Below are 16,610 nucleotides of genomic sequence, written 5' to 3'. Positions count from 1 at the left end.
AATCGGCCGTTTACAGGGAGCTATCGTGAACCAAGAGAGGGAGTCTAAGCGAAAATTCATTTCCACTTACATTCGTATGCCCGTTTCCATTTTCCAAGCTACTATAATCTGAAGCTGTAAGCTGCAACTCTCCCCCCATGCGCTCCGCCAGTCTGCGCGCCAGAGGAAGACCGAGTCCCGTACCGCTGTCCTGACGAGATCGATCACGACTTAAAGTAGCAAACGGCTCAAAAATCATGTCCCATTTCTCCCTAGGAATCCACGGACCGGAATTGCGTACATACACAATCACAGTGTCCTGTTCTACCCGATTCGATAACGTAATCCATCCACCGTCTTGATTATACTTTACTGCATTATCCAGCAAATTTAGTACAATATGCATCAGATGCTTAGGGTCTCCCCACACCTGGGCTGGAACGGTATCTATCGAAAAATCCAGTCTACGCGCTGCCGCTTTTCCTCGAATATGGCTCCCCGCATCTTCCAGTAACGAATGCAGTTCCACAACCTCCGTATGCAATTCAAAATCATATTTATCCAGCACAGATAGCCGCAGCGAGTCCTCGACAAGCTCGTATAACCGTTTTGTTTCCTTACTGATGCTTTCTCTCGCTTCACGCACCAGTTCAGGATCATCCCCATACATATCCAGTAAATCAGCATAAGCTTGAATAGAGGTTAACGGGGTCTTTAGTTCATGACTGATATTTCCAATAAAAGATTTTTGCTGCTGCTCTAGCTCTCTCAAACGCTGAACCGTTTCTTCCAGCCGAAGCTTTTCGTTTTCCAGCGCGGTAATGCTCTCCCGGATCACATGGCTCATCTGGAGCATTCCTTCATCCAGTCTTCCCAGCTCATCCTGCCGCCGCAGCAGTCTGGCTTCCGGATAATGCCCTGCCGATATCTGTTCAGAAGCGCGAGTTAGTCTTCCGATGTCCCTCGTCTGGCGGCTGACATAGCCTAAACCTAAGATAAAGCTCAATACCAGCACCGCACCCCCCGTCCATAGAAACAAGTGGGCAATGGCCCGGTAGAACTGCTGCTGCGCTTCTATTGAGCTGTGAAGCTGTACCACTCCCAGTAAGCCGTCCGGACCTTGAAGCGGAGCCAAATAAGTGATTGCGCTTCCTTCCGTAATGTATGCAATTTTGCCTTGGATCGCATAGGAGAGCGCCTGGCTGACATCTGTTCTAAAAGCCAGCGGTAGAGAATTGCCAACCTCATGCCCCTGACCATCATATAAAATAACGCGCATATTACTGGATACGCCCAGTTCCACTGCGAGCCCAGGTGCCTGCTTCTTCATAAAGTCTTCCGGTGATTGGCGCACTCCCAACAGGTAAGACTGTTTTACACGCATTTCTACAATTTCGGCCTGACGCTTTAAGCTGCGTTCCATTTGATCTGTCTGGTTAGCGCGAATACCAGTAAGCACGAGCCAGCTCAGCACACCGACAGTAAACAGCAGCAAAGCCGCCAGTACCAGCGGAAATTTCCAACGCAGGCTCAAGCCTGTAGGTTTGCATTTGCGCTTCTGCTGGTCGGTGGACCGCAAGTTTCCTTGCTGATGGAGTGAATGATGTTCGTTCACGTCATTTTCTCTGCCTTATAGCCGATACCATACACGGTCTGCAATATCGCCTGATGCGGCTCAAGCTTCTTGCGCAAACGCTGGATATGAATATCCACCGTCCGCGTTCCTCCCACATAATCGAAGCTCCATACCTGCTCCAGCAGCTCGTCCCGTGTATACACCCTTCCGGCATGAGATACCAACAGCGCCAGCACATCAAACTCCTTGGGGGTCAGATCCAGCGCTATGGCTCCAAGTTCAGCTGTTCGGCTGGACGGACATACCCGTAATGGGCCGAGTACCATTTCTGTTCCTTCCGGGGCAGGTGCTCCTTCTCGCTCCAGTCTCCGTACCAATGCTTTAATACGAGCGAGCAGCTCCCTCAGATCAAACGGTTTGCTCATAAAATCGTCCGCACCCAGCTCCAGTCCGAGTACCTTATCAACGATATCGTTTTTGGCCGTCAGCAGTAAAATACCGATGCCCTTCCGACTTTCCAAACGGCGGCACACCTCATATCCACCCAGTTTGGGCATCATCACATCCAATATGAGCACATCCGGATGGAACAAACGTATTTTTTCCAAGGCGTCCTCCCCGTCAACGGCGGTTTCCACCAAAAAACCCTCTCGCTTTAACGCATAAGCCAGCGCATTTCGAATGCTCGCCTCATCGTCCGCTATCAGTATTTTCTTATCCATGTCCTGCCCTCCCTGCTCTCGCTTCATTTTATTTTACGCTCCTGGCGACAAAGGGCAAGCCCGCGACCTGAACTTATGTTACTCCAACTTTCCATAGCGCTATCATTAGACTTTGACTCTTTTTAATGTCAAGGAAATATGACGCAGTATAAACATCTCTTCCCTCACTGCCTTGCGCTTTGAAGTGTCTTACCTGTCCGTATATGCTAAAATACTTCCGTATCGGCTATTCGCCTACAGGAGGGCATGATCATGAAACATTCTATTTTGATCGTAGAAGACGAAGAGAAGATTGCCCGGCTTCTAGAGATCGAGCTTCAATTTGAAGGCTATCAAGTATGTAAAGAAAAAAACGGAATTGATGGGTTGGAGACGTATTGCAAAGGCAATTGGGATCTAGTATTGCTGGATATTATGATTCCCGGTCTCAATGGCATCGAGCTACTTCGGAGGATTCGTAAGCATGATGCGAACGTTCCTGTCATTTTGCTGACGGCTAAAAGTTCCATTGCAGATAAGGTCGAGGGACTCGATTTGGGAGCCAATGATTATGTTACCAAACCGTTTGTGATCGAAGAGCTGCTTGCACGTGTACGGGCCGCACTCAGAGTGGGTGCAACGAAAGACATGGCTCCACAAGTGGTAGATCAATGGCTTAGTGCCGGGGATTTACGTCTCCATGAAGGTACTCGTGAAGTTCTTCGAGGAGAGCACAACATTGAGCTTACACCGCGAGAGTTTGACTTGCTCGTTCATTTACTCAGACATCAGCGGCAGGTACTTAGCCGTGAACAATTACTGGAGAATGTATGGGGCATAGATTATATGGGCGATACCAATGTGGTCGATGTGTATATTCGCTACGTGCGCAATAAAATCGACCCTACGCGCCAGCTCCCTGAGCTGATCCATACTGTACGCGGAATTGGTTATGTTCTGAAGGAATCCTTATGAAGCTACAAAACAAAATCCATACGTATACCTCGTTATTATTCGGGATTTTACTTGTGGCCATTCATTTCTCAGTCTATTTCCTATTCAGCCAACTTTCGATAGACAGTCGAAAAGACCAGGTAGAGGCCGCAGCAGAGAACATGATTCGTGGGATTCAACGTGCTCCGGTATCCGTAGCCGCTGAGGATCTTCTCCGAGCCTATGTACCGCTGGATGGCATGCTTCGGCTAATGAAACCAGAAGGCGACTTTCTTCCCCCTATCACCTCTTCTTCCGAGCAATCTCTTAGCTTGATGAAGGGCGTTTTTGATGAAACACGGCAGGTTCGCATCATTACCTATGAAAGCAACCGTTACATTCTTGTATCGCTCCCCATGATTTGGACCAATGGCGAGGTTGTCAATCTCCAGGTGACCGAAAGTCTGCAACCGACGATGCAGACGCTACAGGTACTCAGAATCGTACTTGTTGCTGTCACTGGCATTGCGCTCATTCCTGTCGTGGTATCGGGAAGACTGCTCGGCAGACTGATTACACGTCCCATTACATCTATGATTAGCACGATGAAAGAAATTCAGCGCAGCGGGAAATTTAAACGTCTTCCGCTCCATTCATCATCACGCGACGAACTGGTCGAAATGGGTGAAACATTTAATGACATGATTGAACTGCTGGAGCGAAATTTCGTCAGGCAAGAACAATTCGTATCTAATGCGTCCCATGAATTGAAGACGCCGCTCACCATTATTGAAAGTTATGCCAGCCTGCTCAAACGGCGGGGGTTGCAGCATCCCAAGATTTTTGCCGAATCCGTTGAAGCGATCCATTCCGAGGCGATCCGAATGAAGGACATGGCAGAGCAGCTTCTTTTGTTGGCCAGAAACGAAGAACAGTGGAATGTCGTGCTGGAGCCTGTACGCCTGACCAGAATAGCGACAGAATTAAAGACTACATTTGAAAATGCGTTCGCCCGACAAATTCAACTGGATGTTCAGACAGAATGCATTGGCTATACCGATGAAAATAAGCTGAAGCAGCTCCTATTTATCTTTTTGGATAATGCACGCAAATACAGTGACGAGCCGATACACCTGATGATTGATACCGTGGACGGCACAACTCAACCCTGCATAAAAATCACAGATCAAGGAATTGGAATCCCGGAAGAAAAGTTATCTAAAGTATTCGACCGTTTCTATCGTGTGGATGAAGCCAGAAGCCGCGAGGAAGGTGGGGCTGGGCTAGGCTTATCATTGGCTACAGGAATTGCACAAGCTATACATGCTCAAATTGGGCTAGAAAGTGTAGAGGGAAGCGGAACAACTGCAACGATCATCCTCCCTACCGTTCCAAAATAATAAGTCAAAGGTGGGAATACCGATGAAAGCTATCTATGTGTGGATGATTGGAGGTACGCTGGCGGCTGTGTTGATTACAATTTGCCTTTTACAGTGGCCTTGGGCACGGTCGTTAGCAGCTTCTCCATTGGAAGAAAAGGCCGTCATCCAATCCGTTTTGCATCAGTATCCCGGTGAGGTGCTTGAAACGCAACGCTTGGGTGATTTTTATCTGATCAGGCTGGAACGCGCCAAAGGGAAATACGATATAAGAGCCAATGCCTATGACGGTGTCATCGACTCTATTAAGCGGACACAGGCTTATACAGATGCGAAGCAGGAGCCCCAGGACCACAAGCCCGGTACCTCACCAACCAGAGACACATCGAATCCAACTAATAAACCTGACCCAGCTTCTCTCGTCATTACGGAGAAAGAAGCAGCCAAGCTTGCTGCCCAAGCAGTTAACGGAACATCCGATGATATTGAGCTTCATCGCAACGACAAAGGCCTCTACTATCTGGTTGAGGTTGAGGTAAAAGATGGGCGTGAAGCAGTAGTACAGGTCAATGCAGTATCGGGCTCTATTGACTCTATAACTTGGGAAAAAGAAAAACAGGCGCACGACGAATCATGACGATTTGACGATCATCTTAGCTCATGTTTCTCATGGTTTTCTCATGATTCTATTATGTTCCTCTCATGTTCAAGAGATAAGCTGTATTCATGCTTATAGCACAAGGAGGAATGATGTAATGAAAAAAAATTATACATTAGGAATTATGGCAGCCACGGTTCTACTTGGAGTTACGGTTACGGGTGTCTCAGCGAGTGCCGTATGGGCCGCTAAACCTACGGGTCTTATTGGAGCGACCGCCGCTGCCAACATTGCCAAGAAAGCTGTGGGGAATAATGCACAAGTTGAAGATGTCGAACTGGAGCGCAAAAACGGAAAGGTCTACTATGAGGTGGATCTCCAACAAGGAGATAAAGATTGGGATATAGATGTTGATGCTTATACTGGGAAAACCATCCGTTCCCATTCTGAGCTTGATCATGACTCGAATGACGAGTCCATCCTTAACAAGCCAAATCACATCACCCTGACTGAAAAGCAGGCTGGGCAAATTGCGCTTAAACACGTGCCCGGGAGTACCCTTTTGTCTTCTAAATTGGATAAGGAAGATGGACAGTTCATCTACGAGGTAAAGGTACTCACCAACGAAGGAACCGTTGAACTTGAAATCCATGCATCATCTGGCACAATCGTGGATACAGACGAAGATGTTGACAACGAATATTATCACCCAGGTCAATAATCAGGGTAACTAAATACAGAGCTAATTAAAACGGAGCAGCGAACTTTCGCTGCTCCGTTTTTTTTGACCCATGTGACACAAGAAAAGAACGAAGATAGCTTCATAAAACTGCACCTATTATTTCCTTATGAATAGACTGATAACTAACAGAGGATTACCTTGTTCTTCAATTCAAAGTCAAGTGAGGTTCTTATGGCGAAATCCTATACTAAAGCACAGATTCGCAAAATCACCCGTCGTTTCGGCCTGATTCCATTAAAATCAAGCTTAGTCTCATCATTATACCGAAAAAATGCAGTGATCCAGGTGAAAACGAAAAAAGGAACTTATGCATTAAAACCTTTTAGTCGTACAAAGATGGTCCGTTCAAATACGATTCAACAGATGGAACGAGCTGCGAGCCATATAAGGCTTTTGAAAAAGAGAAAGTATACCTACATGCCCGCATGGCTCCCCATTCATTCCGGCAAGTTATGGACTCTATATCAAGGAACGCCATTTTATGTAAGCCAGTGGGTCAAAGGACGGGGACTGGAGACCGCTGAAGATTTCGAAAAACTGGGGCGGGCACTTGCCACACTTCACGCCACCTCCACCGGCTTGCATCGGATGGATAAAGTAAAGTCTCCTCCGACCATTCAACAATTGCGGATATGGAAAAACCAGGATCGTCTTTTTCAAAGAAAAATGATAAAAAACAGTCGCCATGATAAAACGTACCGCAACTGGTACAATGCTCACGGCGAAAACTGCAAACGTTTATCCAGGCGAGCATGGAAGGATTTGCAGGATGCATCCATCATAAGGCTACTTCGGATGGAACATCGGCACCCCTCCTTGATACACAGTGATATCACTACCCCAAATGTCATTATTTCGGATGATGGTCATCTCAAAATCATTGATTGGGATCGGGTTAAGATCGGCTCAGTCTATGCTGATTTGGCAAAGGCCCTTATGAATACGACTCAATTCAATCCTGAATTTGTGCAGTCCTTGCTGAAGGGATACCAAAAACGCAAGCCACTAAGCCGAACTGAACGGAAGATTGTTACGGCTTTATATAAACTACCACGAGAAGCCTGGCATGCTTCCCGACACCCGCACCGTTCAAGAGATCGTGAAATCCTGGACCATTGGGATCAGTCGTGGCCTCTTCGATTACAAATCATCCATATTTTGCAGGAGTGGGCTCATGTATAAAAGAAAGTGAGGAGCAAAATGTCGATTTTATCGAACGTTGAGCAGATGTATGGAATCAAAATTCAGCGTACCCGTCAAATGAAGGACATTCACAAGATTGAGACCGCTAATACGACTTATTGCTTAAAACCCTACAAATTCCCGGAAGAAGAGATCCGTTTTATTACACGTGTCTTGTCCTACCTGGATGAGCGCGGGTTTACACGCAGCCAAAAGGTCTATCCAACAGTACAACAAACGGCTTACATGACCTATGAAGGTGTTTCGTATACATTAACCAATTGGGTTCATGGACTCAGACCAGAATTCACAAAAAGAATAGACTTCAAAAAGGGAATTGCTACTTTAGCCAAATTCCATTCCAGTGCCATGGGCTTTCCTGTCACTGAAGCTCCGCCATCCAGAATCCGTTATGAAGGCTTGAGCGATGAAATAGCTGGATACAAAAAACGCCTCATCCCATACAGAGGCACAGCACATCTCGTAGCTCTTTGTGAAGAAGTGTCCCATCGTCTACAGCAGCCCAAAGTTAGAGAAGCCATTGCTCGGGAGCAAAAAGCCGCCGCATTTATACACGGCGACTATAATTATCCCAATCTGATTAAAGACAAACAGCTCAAAATCCATTTGATCGACTTTGAAAATTGCTCCCTACATGTAAGGATGAAAGATCTCTCCCATCTTCTTCATCGGAATTGTCTTTGGAATGGGACAAAGATGCTGCGCGCGATAGATTACTATCAACGATATCGTCCATTGAGCACCCATGATTTGCATCTGCTTCACGCACTATTGATCTCTCCCTATCATGTGGTCCGCAATATCAGAATAGGCGGCTTCCGTTCTGCCAAACGAGTCATTCCCTCGTTCGTTCATTTGAACAAATACCGACGTGAACTCAGATCACTATTATAATCGGTCAGCTTGGAACTAAACAAAAAAACAGACCCGATGAAACGGTCTGTTTTTTTGTGTTCTGACAACAACTACAGGAAAAGCGCATGCCGCTAAAGCCAATCGACTTGCTAACTGTACCGGTACAATCAAAAATTTATAGCATTGTAAACAGCACTTCCCCCTTCTACAATGATGCTAAGACTCAATGCTCAATGGTTTCGAGAAGAGAATCTGGGAAACTAACAACAATAGAGGTGACTGTACATGTACACCATGACAAAAGAAGAAATAAAAGCTTATTTAAACAGAATCGGAATTCCCGAAATTCAACCTCCTACCCTTCCCTATTTAGTTGAGCTGCATAAGGCTCATGTAAAACATCTTTCATGGCAAACATTGGACATTTATGCAAGGAAGCCGGCAGCCATTGGTTTTCAAGAATCCATTCAACTCATTCTACATGGGAGAAGTGGTTATTGTTTTCATCTGAATGGTGCCTTTAGTGCACTACTATATTCACTAGGGTACAAAGTTTCTCTGCATCGTGCCGGGGTACAACCTCTGGGAGCTGAACCACGCATTAATTCATTTCATCTTGGACTAACAGTGAACTTGCTAAATGAGCAACATGAAGATGAAGTATGGATTGTTGATGTCGGGCTGGGCGATATGCCATATGAGCCTCTTCCACTCCGTATGGGAACTTATGAACAGGCTCCTCTTCATTATAAAGTCATGGAATCCGGAGTTGTTACAAAAGGTTGGCGGTTAGAGCATGACTCGCTTGCTTCATTTGTTGGCGTTGATTTTGCTCCTGCGGTTGTTCAGGATTTGGAAGAATTCATGCCGAAACATCATTTCTATAGCCGCTCAGCGGAATCTCCATGGTTTAACCTATTTCTGATTCGGCAAAGGCAAGCATTAGAGGCGAATGAACTCAGAGGATGTATTTGGAAAAAGCGCGGGCTAAACGGTTTGGAAAAAATAGAGCTGGATCAAAAATCGCAGTGGCTGGAAGTGTTGGCAGATGTATTTGGCGAGCCGCTCGTTAACTACAGTCGCCAGGAACGGGACGAGTTATGGAAAAGAGTACTTGCGGCTCATATGGAATGGAAAAAGTCTATGACTGAATCATTGCAATAGTAAAGCTTCCAACGTAAGGATAGTCTTCAAGCCACATCTTACACCTTTAACATTTCCGAGGAGTGCTGTAGCATTTCCAATTCCTTCACCATGTTTTATCAGCTTCGTGAACGAAGCCAATTCCTCTGTATGTTCCTGCGAAGAAGCAATATTGCAGGCACTCTCCGCTGCCTAATGATACTAAAAAAAGAATTCGACAGGCACCTGAACCCCCCTGTGCTTGCCGAATTCCCTCTAAAACACGTTTATCGGAACCTCACAACTGTGTGGCACCATCCAGATCAATCCATAGTTTCACATGCTGTACTTATTTATTATTTCGTCTTACCGATTCAGGAGGCTACCTACATACCTTAACAGATCGTTAGCGCTGGCTCCTGTGTAGCCATGCTCCTCAATCAGTCGTTTAATCACCTCATTCATCCGTTTGAGCTGATTAGCGTCAGGCGTTTTGGTTGAAGTCGTAATCTTCACAATATCCTTCAAATCGGCGAACAGCTTCTTCTCAATGGCTTCTCGCAGCCGATCATGATGATGATACTCAAACTTCCGTCCCTTGCGAGAATACGCAGAAATACGGATTAATATTTCTTCACGGAATGCCTTTTTCGCATTTTCCGATACCCCGATTTGCTCCTCAATAGAGCGCATGAGCCGCTCATCCGGGTCGAGTTCCTCATCTGTGAGCGGATCGCGAATTTTCGCCCAATTGCAAAAAGCTTCGATGTTATCCAAATAGTTGTCAAACAGCGTCTTGGCTGATTCCTCGAAAGAGTACACAAAGGCCTTCTGCACTTCTTTTTTCGCCAATTCGTCATACTCCTTACGAGCCACGGAAATGAAATTCAGATAGCGCTCCCGTTCTTCCTTTGTGATGGAGGCATGTTGATCCAGACCATCCTTGATTGCTCGTAAAATGTCCAGGGCATTGATGGATTCCACATTTTGCTTAATCAATGCACTAGAAATGCGATTAATGACGTACCGCGGGTCTACCCCGGACATACCTTCCTCCAGAAACTCACTTTGCATTTCTTTCAGATCGGCTTCCTTGTATCCTTCGACCTCTTCACCGTCATACATGCGCATCTTTTTGACCAGATCCATCCCCTGTTTCTTCGTCTCCTTCAAGCGGGTAAGCACGGAGAAAATGGCAGCCGTACGCAGCGCATGAGGCGCAATGTGGATATGTCTCATATCACTTTGTTTAATGAGCTTGGCGTAAATCTTTTCTTCTTCAGACACCTTCAGGTTATAAGGAATCGGCATTACAATCATCCTTGATTGCAATGCCTCGTTCTTTTTGTTTGCAATGAAACTTTTATACTCGGATTCATTGGTGTGAGCCACGATCATCTCATCTGCACTGATGAGCGCAAACCGTCCGGCCTTGAAATTCCCCTCTTGGGTCAGAGAAAGCAAATTCCACAAAAACTTCTCATCGCATTTCAGCATTTCCTGAAACTCCATCAGTCCACGATTTGCTTTGTTCAACTCTCCGTCAAACCGATACGCACGCGGGTCGGATTCCGAACCATACTCCGTAATCGTGGAAAAGTCGATGCTACCCGTCAAATCAGCAATATCCTGTGACTTCGGATCAGAAGGGCTGAACGTACCAATACCAATCCGGTTTTCTTCTGATATAAACACCCGCTCCACGCGGACCTTTTCAATATCGCCATCAAATTCTGTGCGCAATCTCATCTGGCAGGATGGGCAGAGATTACCTTCAATCCGTACACCCAGCTCCTTTTCAAAATCGGGACGCAGCTCATGGGGAATCAGATGAAGCGGGTCCTCATGCATCGGGCAGCCTTCAATCGCGTATACGGCTCCCTGATCCGTTCTCGAAAATTTCTCCAGGCCACGCTTTAGCAACGTGACCAGTGTCGATTTCCCCCCACTGACGGGTCCCATCAAAAGAAGGATACGCTTGCGCACATCGAGTCGCCTGGCTGAGGAATGGAAATATTCCTCCACCAACTTTTCCAGCGCTCGATCCAGTCCGAAGATCTCCTGCTCAAAAAATTTATATCGCTTATGTCCCCCAACCTCTTCTACACCAAAAGATTCAATCATCTTGTAAACCCGTGCATGAGCTGTCATCGCCGGCGTCGGGTCTTTCTTGAGTATCTCAATATACTCTCTAAAAGTGCCGCTCCAGGCCAGACGGTTGTTTTCCGCCCGGTACTCCGCAACGCGTTCAAAAATATTCATGCTCGGTTCCTCCCATGACTGCGTAATGACTATCCTCCACTCCGGATGATTATGGCTACACTCGTCACGCCTTTCAGGATATGATGCAATCCCCTTAAAAAAAGTGTAATACATACCTATGCAGATTGATTTCAGAATTGACCTATTTTTTGTGACAGGTCTCTCTGCTTTATCGAAAAAACCAAGGGATACACTGTGCTAAAATATACAACAACGACGCGGACCTGACGCATTATGGTACAATATAAGCTCGGAATAATGGGATAAAGGAGCGGGAGAAATCATGGCGGTTCGGCATGAGACGGAGCTGTACGCTCCGGTGAAAGCCTTTTTTGAGAGCTTGGGATATGAAGTCAAAGGAGAGGTGCGCAACTGCGATTTGGTGGGTATCAAGCCAGGGCAACAGACACCACTGATTGTAGAGATCAAAAAGACGTTTAACCTGGCGCTTGTGCTGCAAGGCATGCAGCGTTTGAAACTAAGCAGCAATGTATATGTGGCTGTAGAACGGAATCGTGCCAAAAAAGGGGCCGTGAATCAGCGCTGGAACGAACTGGTGGGACTGTGCCGCCAGTTAGGACTTGGCTTGCTTACCGTCACCCATTTCAAAACGAAGCCGCCGCTCGTTGAGGTACTGTGTAACCCTGCGCTACCTAGCGACAATACCCGCAATGCAGCAGCGGTACGCCCGGGCTCGCGCAAGGAAAAGCTACTGCGGGAATTTCACGCACGCAGCGGTGACCACAATACTGGCGGCAGCACCCGACGCAAGCTGGTCACTGCCTATCGGGAAAAAGCGCTGCGCGTAGCGGCAATCTTGCAGAGCTTGGGGGAAGCCGCTCCGGCGCAGCTCGCTCGCATAGCAGCCGTCAGCACAGCTGCTGCCGTGCTTCAGCATAACTACTACGGCTGGTTTGAGCGCGTATCCCGCGGCCGCTATCGACTGACTCCGTTTGGCGAAGCTGCCCTAAATGAGTATGCGGCAGTACTGCAAGAACATGGCATTAAAACGGCCGCTGGAATGGACGCAGAGCTTGACGAGGATAGTGGACAGCGCCAGATTGCGGAAGCGCCAATCACTTACTCCACCGTTGCTGCGGAAACGGAGGATGACTGACATGGGGCGATGGTTTTTTCTAGCTCCGTGCAGTAAATTCACTAATCGTCTCACCGATCAGATTCATGCCCATAAGCAATTGCTCACGGCCCGGATGGCTAAAATTGAGGCGAATATGGGACGCGCCTTCACTACCAACCGCACATAGCGCACCTGGCATAAAGGCTACGCCTTTGGGTAACGCCGCCTTTAGCAGCAATGCGCTGTCCAGCCCCTCGGGCAACTGCACCCATACATACATGCCACCGGACGGAATATGATACGTCACGTCTTTCCAAAACGGACGCTTGAGCAACTCCAAGATTAATTGAAGTCGAGTCGAATATTCCTTGTTCAGCATCGCTAAGTGCTCGTGCCATTGAAAACGCGAGCTGGTCAACAATTGGAACAGCAGCCGTTGGTTCATCGTACTGGATTGCATATCAGCCAACTGCTTCAAGGCGTACATTCCTTCAATCAGCGGCGCAGGACCAGCAGCCCAACCCGTTCTCAGCGCAGGAGCAACGGTTTTATTGAACGAACCGATATAGAGCACTTGACCGCCCTGACCCGCATGATCCAGCGCAAATAGTGAGGGGTAAGTCTCTGCGAATTTTCGACTCTGACCATGCGGACTCTTGTCATGGGACTCATTTTTTTGCTTCAAATGCAATTCACCATAAGAATCGTCCTCAACTACCAGTACCTCATGATGCCTACACAGGTCCAAAATTTCCTGCCGCCTTGCCGCGCTCCACAAGGAGCCCGTGGGGTTCGTAAACGTTGGCGTGGCAAAAAAAAGCTTGGGTCGATAACGGATCATTAAAGCTTCAAGCTTATCAGGAATGACACCTTCCCCATCTGATTCTACAGGAACGATCTGTGCACCCTGCATAGATAGTACTTGTAAACATCCAGGAGATGTAGGATTTTCGACCAATACCGGATCACGCTCATCCACCATCAGCCTTATGATCAGGTCAATGGCCTGCTGACTACCTGTCGTGAGAAGGATTTGACCTGGTGGTACTCTTACTCCTTTACGCTGTTCCCACTCACCCGCAAGCCATGCTCGCAAAGGGAAATAGCCCTCCGGTTCACCATACTGGAGGGCATCAGGGCCGGAGCCAAACACATCATGGGCCGCTTCTTCCAGCAACTTCACCGGAAACAGCTCTTGTGCAGGCAATTCTTCAGCCAGAGATATAAAGGAGTGTCTTCTCGCATTTTCCCGGATATGACGCACTGGAGAAGCCAACATCGCAGCCGTTCGTGAAGCAAAGGAATATTGCATGAACATCCTCCTTCTCCTGAAAAATAGGTCATGATCTCCGGGCTGACGCATCAGGCATATAGCTGCTTCCTCTGACGCGCATATAAGGCATAACGTTCAATCGCCTGCGCCCGGCTGGACACGCCTAATTTTGCATAAATTTTACGTAGATAATTATCAATGGAGCGCCGGCTAACTTCGATCTCGATAGCAATTTTGTCATATGTAATTCCTTGTACAATACGTTCCATAATAAACACTTCGGTTTGTGTCAATTCGTCAAAAGGCTCGGATGCCATTAACGGCATAAAGGGCCAGTTTCCATACCGAATCCAATCCATCGGCAAGGAAGCAAATCCTTCGCGTAAACCGTTGATCAGATGGATTAACTGGCTCGGTGATGCCTGTTTGGATAACATTCCATTTGCTCCGAGCGAAATTAGCTGCTGAAACAAAGTAATATTATCCTCATCCGTCATAATAACAATATGGCTGTCCGGAGACAAGGCCCGCATTTGTGTCAAAAATGGTTCCGCCGTTCCCTCAGGCAACCTGTAGTCCATTAAAACGATTTCTGGTCGAATGGAGCAAGCCAGCTCCAAGCCTTCCGTTCCGGAGGAAGACATCCCTCTGACAAGCAAATCCTGCTGGTCTTCCAAAATAAGCTTTGTTCCCAGCATACTTGTAGGATGGATATCTATGATGACCACCTGCCATACTTTTCTCATATCTAAACCTCCTGATTTTACAAAAAAATACATAGTGAATAGCGAAAATAATCCTAAAATTGGTGATTGCATATGTAGAAATTGCGCGAATGTGAACGTATAGGAAGCGAAAAACGTTTAAGGAAATTGTATCCTAGGACTTCCTTCCGATGCAATCTCTTTTTCCAATATTTTTATACGACTATTTCGCTTTTGCGAAATAAATAGGCCCATGATAGAATTGGAACTGCAAATAAAGACTGGAAATTTGACTTTACACGGGAGTTGAAAATCGTATGCAAGCTTCACCTGAACGTCCTTCTGCCGAAGCTCGGCGGAGCAATTCAAGAAAGGGGTTACCCATAAAGGCTTTTCTGCTATTTTGGTTCATTCTTATTATACTAGGTGCTCTAGCAACCTATCTGTATAGCAATCACTTGAAGCAGCAAATGCTAAACGAGATGCAAACCCATACAGACCAACAGATTCAAGCACTCAATTCTGACTATGAAAAGCAACTGACTGCTCTTTCCAAGGAAGTTAGCGGATTGCAAGGCAAAGTCCAGTCCTTCAATGAACTACTGACCTTTACGAAGGATAATGCAAACAATAAGACCGATAACAGCAATAAATTGTATACCCAATTAAACGAAGTTAAGCAGCAACTTAATACACTTCAGAAAAAAATGGACTTGCTAAAATGAATGTAGACGCAAAACAAGTGAACCGGTTCTTTATGTTGGCCCTTGCTCCTTTTATCGGTTTGTTGGGGTGTATTTTGTTAGTGCATCCCTCATTGAGCTTTCCTGGGTCTACTTCTTCAAGTCTGCAAAAAGCTGAAGTCACTCTACAAACGCAATCAGTAGGCAAGCAGCTTGATGAAGCCAAGCAAAAGGCAACGTACACCTTATCTACAATTCGCCGGACTTCTGAGCTCTACAAGCAAACGACCCAAACGATGAATCAGCTTGTCGTGACTGCCTCTACGCAGTCCAAGCGGCCCGCGGTCATCTATGATCGACGCATCACCGCCAAACTGGGAGTTCCCTATGAGCGGGTAGATAGCAACCGGATTACCATTGAATTGTTTAAGGTAAACCCGGGAATTTATCATGGCTACGCTATGAAGGTCAAACTTAAAGATCCTACTGCTATGAAAATGTCTTTGGGAAGTGACAAATTGGGTGGCTCCGAAACCACCATGCGTGCAGTCTTGAGACACGGAGCTATTGCAGGCATCAATGCAGGCGGCTTTGCGGATGGAGACGGCAAACGCTATCCATTAAGCACTACTGTCTTGAATGGCCACTACCTTACTGGCTTTCAGTCCAGTTTTAAGGATTTATCCTTCGTCGGATTGAGTAACGATGGCAAGCTTATCGGTGGCAAATTTTACAGTCAAGGTGCACTTGACAGCTTAAAGCCTACCTTTGGGGCTACCTTCGTTCCCGTCCTGCTGCAAAGGGGACAAAAAATGCCTATTCCTGACAAATGGAAAGTCTCCCCCAAGCGGGCCCCACGTACGGTCATTGGCAACTATAAAGATGATCAGTTGCTCATTATTGTCGTAGACGGCTACAATGAAAGCGGGGGTTCGGGCGCGACGCTCGAAGAACTGCAAGGAAAAATGTACAATCTAGGTGTTCAAGATGCCTATAATTTGGACGGAGGCGGTTCCTCGTCGCTTATACTTAACGGTCGAGTCGTAAACAAACCGTCAGATGGTAATTTGCGTCCAGTCCCTACTCATTTTTTGTTCTATAAATAGTTATGTGTAGTCTGCTACCAAATTAAATATGCTTGCCGACGTACGTCTCTATCCGAAAAAAAGCATCACGAACGAATGTCGTGATGCTTTTGCCTCATTTAGGAGGAATACTGTGTCATTTCTGTCAGGCATTGAGCACAAATATAACGGTCTTTGAAATCGTTCACTTGTTCTACTGACCCGCAGAATACACATTTTGGACGGTAACGCTCCAAAATAATGTGGTCACCCTGAACCAAAATTTCGACAGGATCTCCCTCATTCATTTGATATCTTTTACGCAGTGACTTAGGCAAAACTATTCTCCCCAGCTGATCAACTTTACGTACCACACCGGCAGGTTTCATCGTGATCGTACACCTCTCCTATTGAGTAATAACTTACAATTTCTTACCATGCGAAAAACTAGGTACAAA

The 16,610-nt window shown here is 46.6% G+C and carries 16 protein-coding genes; 10 read left to right on the top strand and 6 right to left on the bottom strand.

Annotated elements, in window-relative coordinates; all coding sequences use genetic code 11:
- Window positions 1-10 precede the first annotated feature (10 nt).
- Together NSS94_RS08120 and NSS94_RS08115 are read right to left on the bottom strand one after the other, a co-directional pair.
- Window positions 11-1,594 (bottom strand): sensor histidine kinase, encoded by a 1,584-nt coding sequence (locus NSS94_RS08120; RefSeq protein WP_341039133.1) that lies wholly within the window; start codon window positions 1,592-1,594, stop codon window positions 11-13.
- Window positions 1,591-2,277: a response regulator transcription factor gene (locus tag NSS94_RS08115; protein ID WP_341039132.1), complete on the bottom strand. Its 687-nt coding sequence runs from the start codon at window positions 2,275-2,277 to the stop codon at window positions 1,591-1,593. Before NSS94_RS08115 ends, NSS94_RS08120 begins: the two co-directional genes overlap by 4 nt.
- Before the next feature lie 252 nt (window positions 2,278-2,529).
- On the opposite strand from NSS94_RS08115, the gene NSS94_RS08110 reads away from it, so the two are divergent.
- The 7 genes from NSS94_RS08110 (at window position 2,530) to NSS94_RS08080 (ending at window position 9,130) form a co-directional block, all read left to right on the top strand.
- The gene (locus NSS94_RS08110; RefSeq protein ID WP_069012810.1) at window positions 2,530-3,231 is read left to right on the top strand and encodes a response regulator transcription factor; all 702 of its coding nucleotides are present in this window, start codon (window positions 2,530-2,532) and stop codon (window positions 3,229-3,231) included.
- A complete protein-coding gene (locus NSS94_RS08105; protein WP_165145092.1) occupies window positions 3,228-4,589 on the top strand; it encodes a sensor histidine kinase in 1,362 nt (453 codons plus the stop codon). Before NSS94_RS08110 ends, NSS94_RS08105 begins: the two co-directional genes overlap by 4 nt.
- A 22-nt stretch (window positions 4,590-4,611) precedes the next feature.
- Window positions 4,612-5,205 carry a PepSY domain-containing protein gene (locus NSS94_RS08100; protein ID WP_165145089.1) on the top strand — a complete coding sequence of 198 codons (594 nt, stop codon included), beginning with the start codon at window positions 4,612-4,614 and terminating at the stop codon, window positions 5,203-5,205.
- 118 nt (window positions 5,206-5,323) lie between these two features.
- Window positions 5,324-5,887, top strand: coding sequence for a PepSY domain-containing protein (locus NSS94_RS08095; RefSeq protein WP_318626818.1), 564 nt, complete (start codon window positions 5,324-5,326; stop codon window positions 5,885-5,887).
- A 192-nt stretch (window positions 5,888-6,079) separates the two neighbouring features.
- Window positions 6,080-7,090 carry an aminoglycoside phosphotransferase family protein gene (locus tag NSS94_RS08090; RefSeq protein ID WP_318626819.1) on the top strand — a complete coding sequence of 337 codons (1,011 nt, stop codon included), beginning with the start codon at window positions 6,080-6,082 and terminating at the stop codon, window positions 7,088-7,090.
- A gap of 18 nt (window positions 7,091-7,108) precedes the next feature.
- Entirely contained in the window at window positions 7,109-8,005 is an 897-nt protein-coding gene (locus NSS94_RS08085; RefSeq protein WP_069012818.1) for an aminoglycoside phosphotransferase family protein, read from the top strand.
- Window positions 8,006-8,251: 246 nt separating this feature from the next.
- Window positions 8,252-9,130: an arylamine N-acetyltransferase family protein gene (locus NSS94_RS08080; protein WP_029516522.1), complete on the top strand. Its 879-nt coding sequence runs from the start codon at window positions 8,252-8,254 to the stop codon at window positions 9,128-9,130.
- 324 nt (window positions 9,131-9,454) lie between these two features.
- Here NSS94_RS08080 and NSS94_RS08075 read toward each other — a convergent pair whose 3' ends face one another.
- Window positions 9,455-11,350, bottom strand: a complete 1,896-nt coding sequence (locus NSS94_RS08075) for a PrkA family serine protein kinase (protein ID WP_029516521.1) — start codon at window positions 11,348-11,350, stop codon at window positions 9,455-9,457.
- 283 nt (window positions 11,351-11,633) lie between these two features.
- Here NSS94_RS08075 and NSS94_RS08070 point away from each other — a divergent pair, with 283 nt between their 5' ends.
- Window positions 11,634-12,467, top strand: a complete 834-nt coding sequence (locus NSS94_RS08070; protein WP_341039131.1) for a DUF2161 domain-containing phosphodiesterase — start codon at window positions 11,634-11,636, stop codon at window positions 12,465-12,467.
- A gap of 19 nt (window positions 12,468-12,486) precedes the next feature.
- Here the strand turns inward: NSS94_RS08070 and NSS94_RS08065 are convergent, their stop codons facing one another.
- A complete protein-coding gene (locus NSS94_RS08065; RefSeq protein WP_165145068.1) occupies window positions 12,487-13,740 on the bottom strand; it encodes an aminotransferase-like domain-containing protein in 1,254 nt (417 codons plus the stop codon).
- Between the two features lie 50 nt (window positions 13,741-13,790).
- Window positions 13,791-14,447, bottom strand: a complete 657-nt coding sequence (locus NSS94_RS08060) for a response regulator transcription factor (RefSeq protein ID WP_029516517.1) — start codon at window positions 14,445-14,447, stop codon at window positions 13,791-13,793.
- Between the two features lie 275 nt (window positions 14,448-14,722).
- Between NSS94_RS08060 and NSS94_RS08055 the strand changes: the two genes are divergently transcribed.
- Together NSS94_RS08055 and NSS94_RS08050 are read left to right on the top strand one after the other, a co-directional pair.
- A complete protein-coding gene (locus NSS94_RS08055) occupies window positions 14,723-15,130 on the top strand; it encodes a hypothetical protein (protein WP_340884843.1) in 408 nt (135 codons plus the stop codon).
- Window positions 15,127-16,194, top strand: coding sequence for a phosphodiester glycosidase family protein (locus NSS94_RS08050; RefSeq protein WP_341039130.1), 1,068 nt, complete (start codon window positions 15,127-15,129; stop codon window positions 16,192-16,194). Before NSS94_RS08055 ends, NSS94_RS08050 begins: the two co-directional genes overlap by 4 nt.
- A 98-nt stretch (window positions 16,195-16,292) precedes the next feature.
- Here the strand turns inward: NSS94_RS08050 and NSS94_RS08045 are convergent, their stop codons facing one another.
- Complete coding sequence (locus NSS94_RS08045) at window positions 16,293-16,541, bottom strand: AbrB/MazE/SpoVT family DNA-binding domain-containing protein (RefSeq protein ID WP_013309439.1); 249 nt, start codon at window positions 16,539-16,541, stop codon at window positions 16,293-16,295.
- Window positions 16,542-16,610: the final 69 nt, after the last annotated feature.

Source organism: Paenibacillus sp. FSL L8-0644 (assembly GCF_038008165.1).
GTDB classification, from domain to species: domain Bacteria; phylum Bacillota; class Bacilli; order Paenibacillales; family Paenibacillaceae; genus Paenibacillus; species Paenibacillus polymyxa_D.
This window is presented reverse-complemented; position numbering and strand designations above follow the sequence as displayed.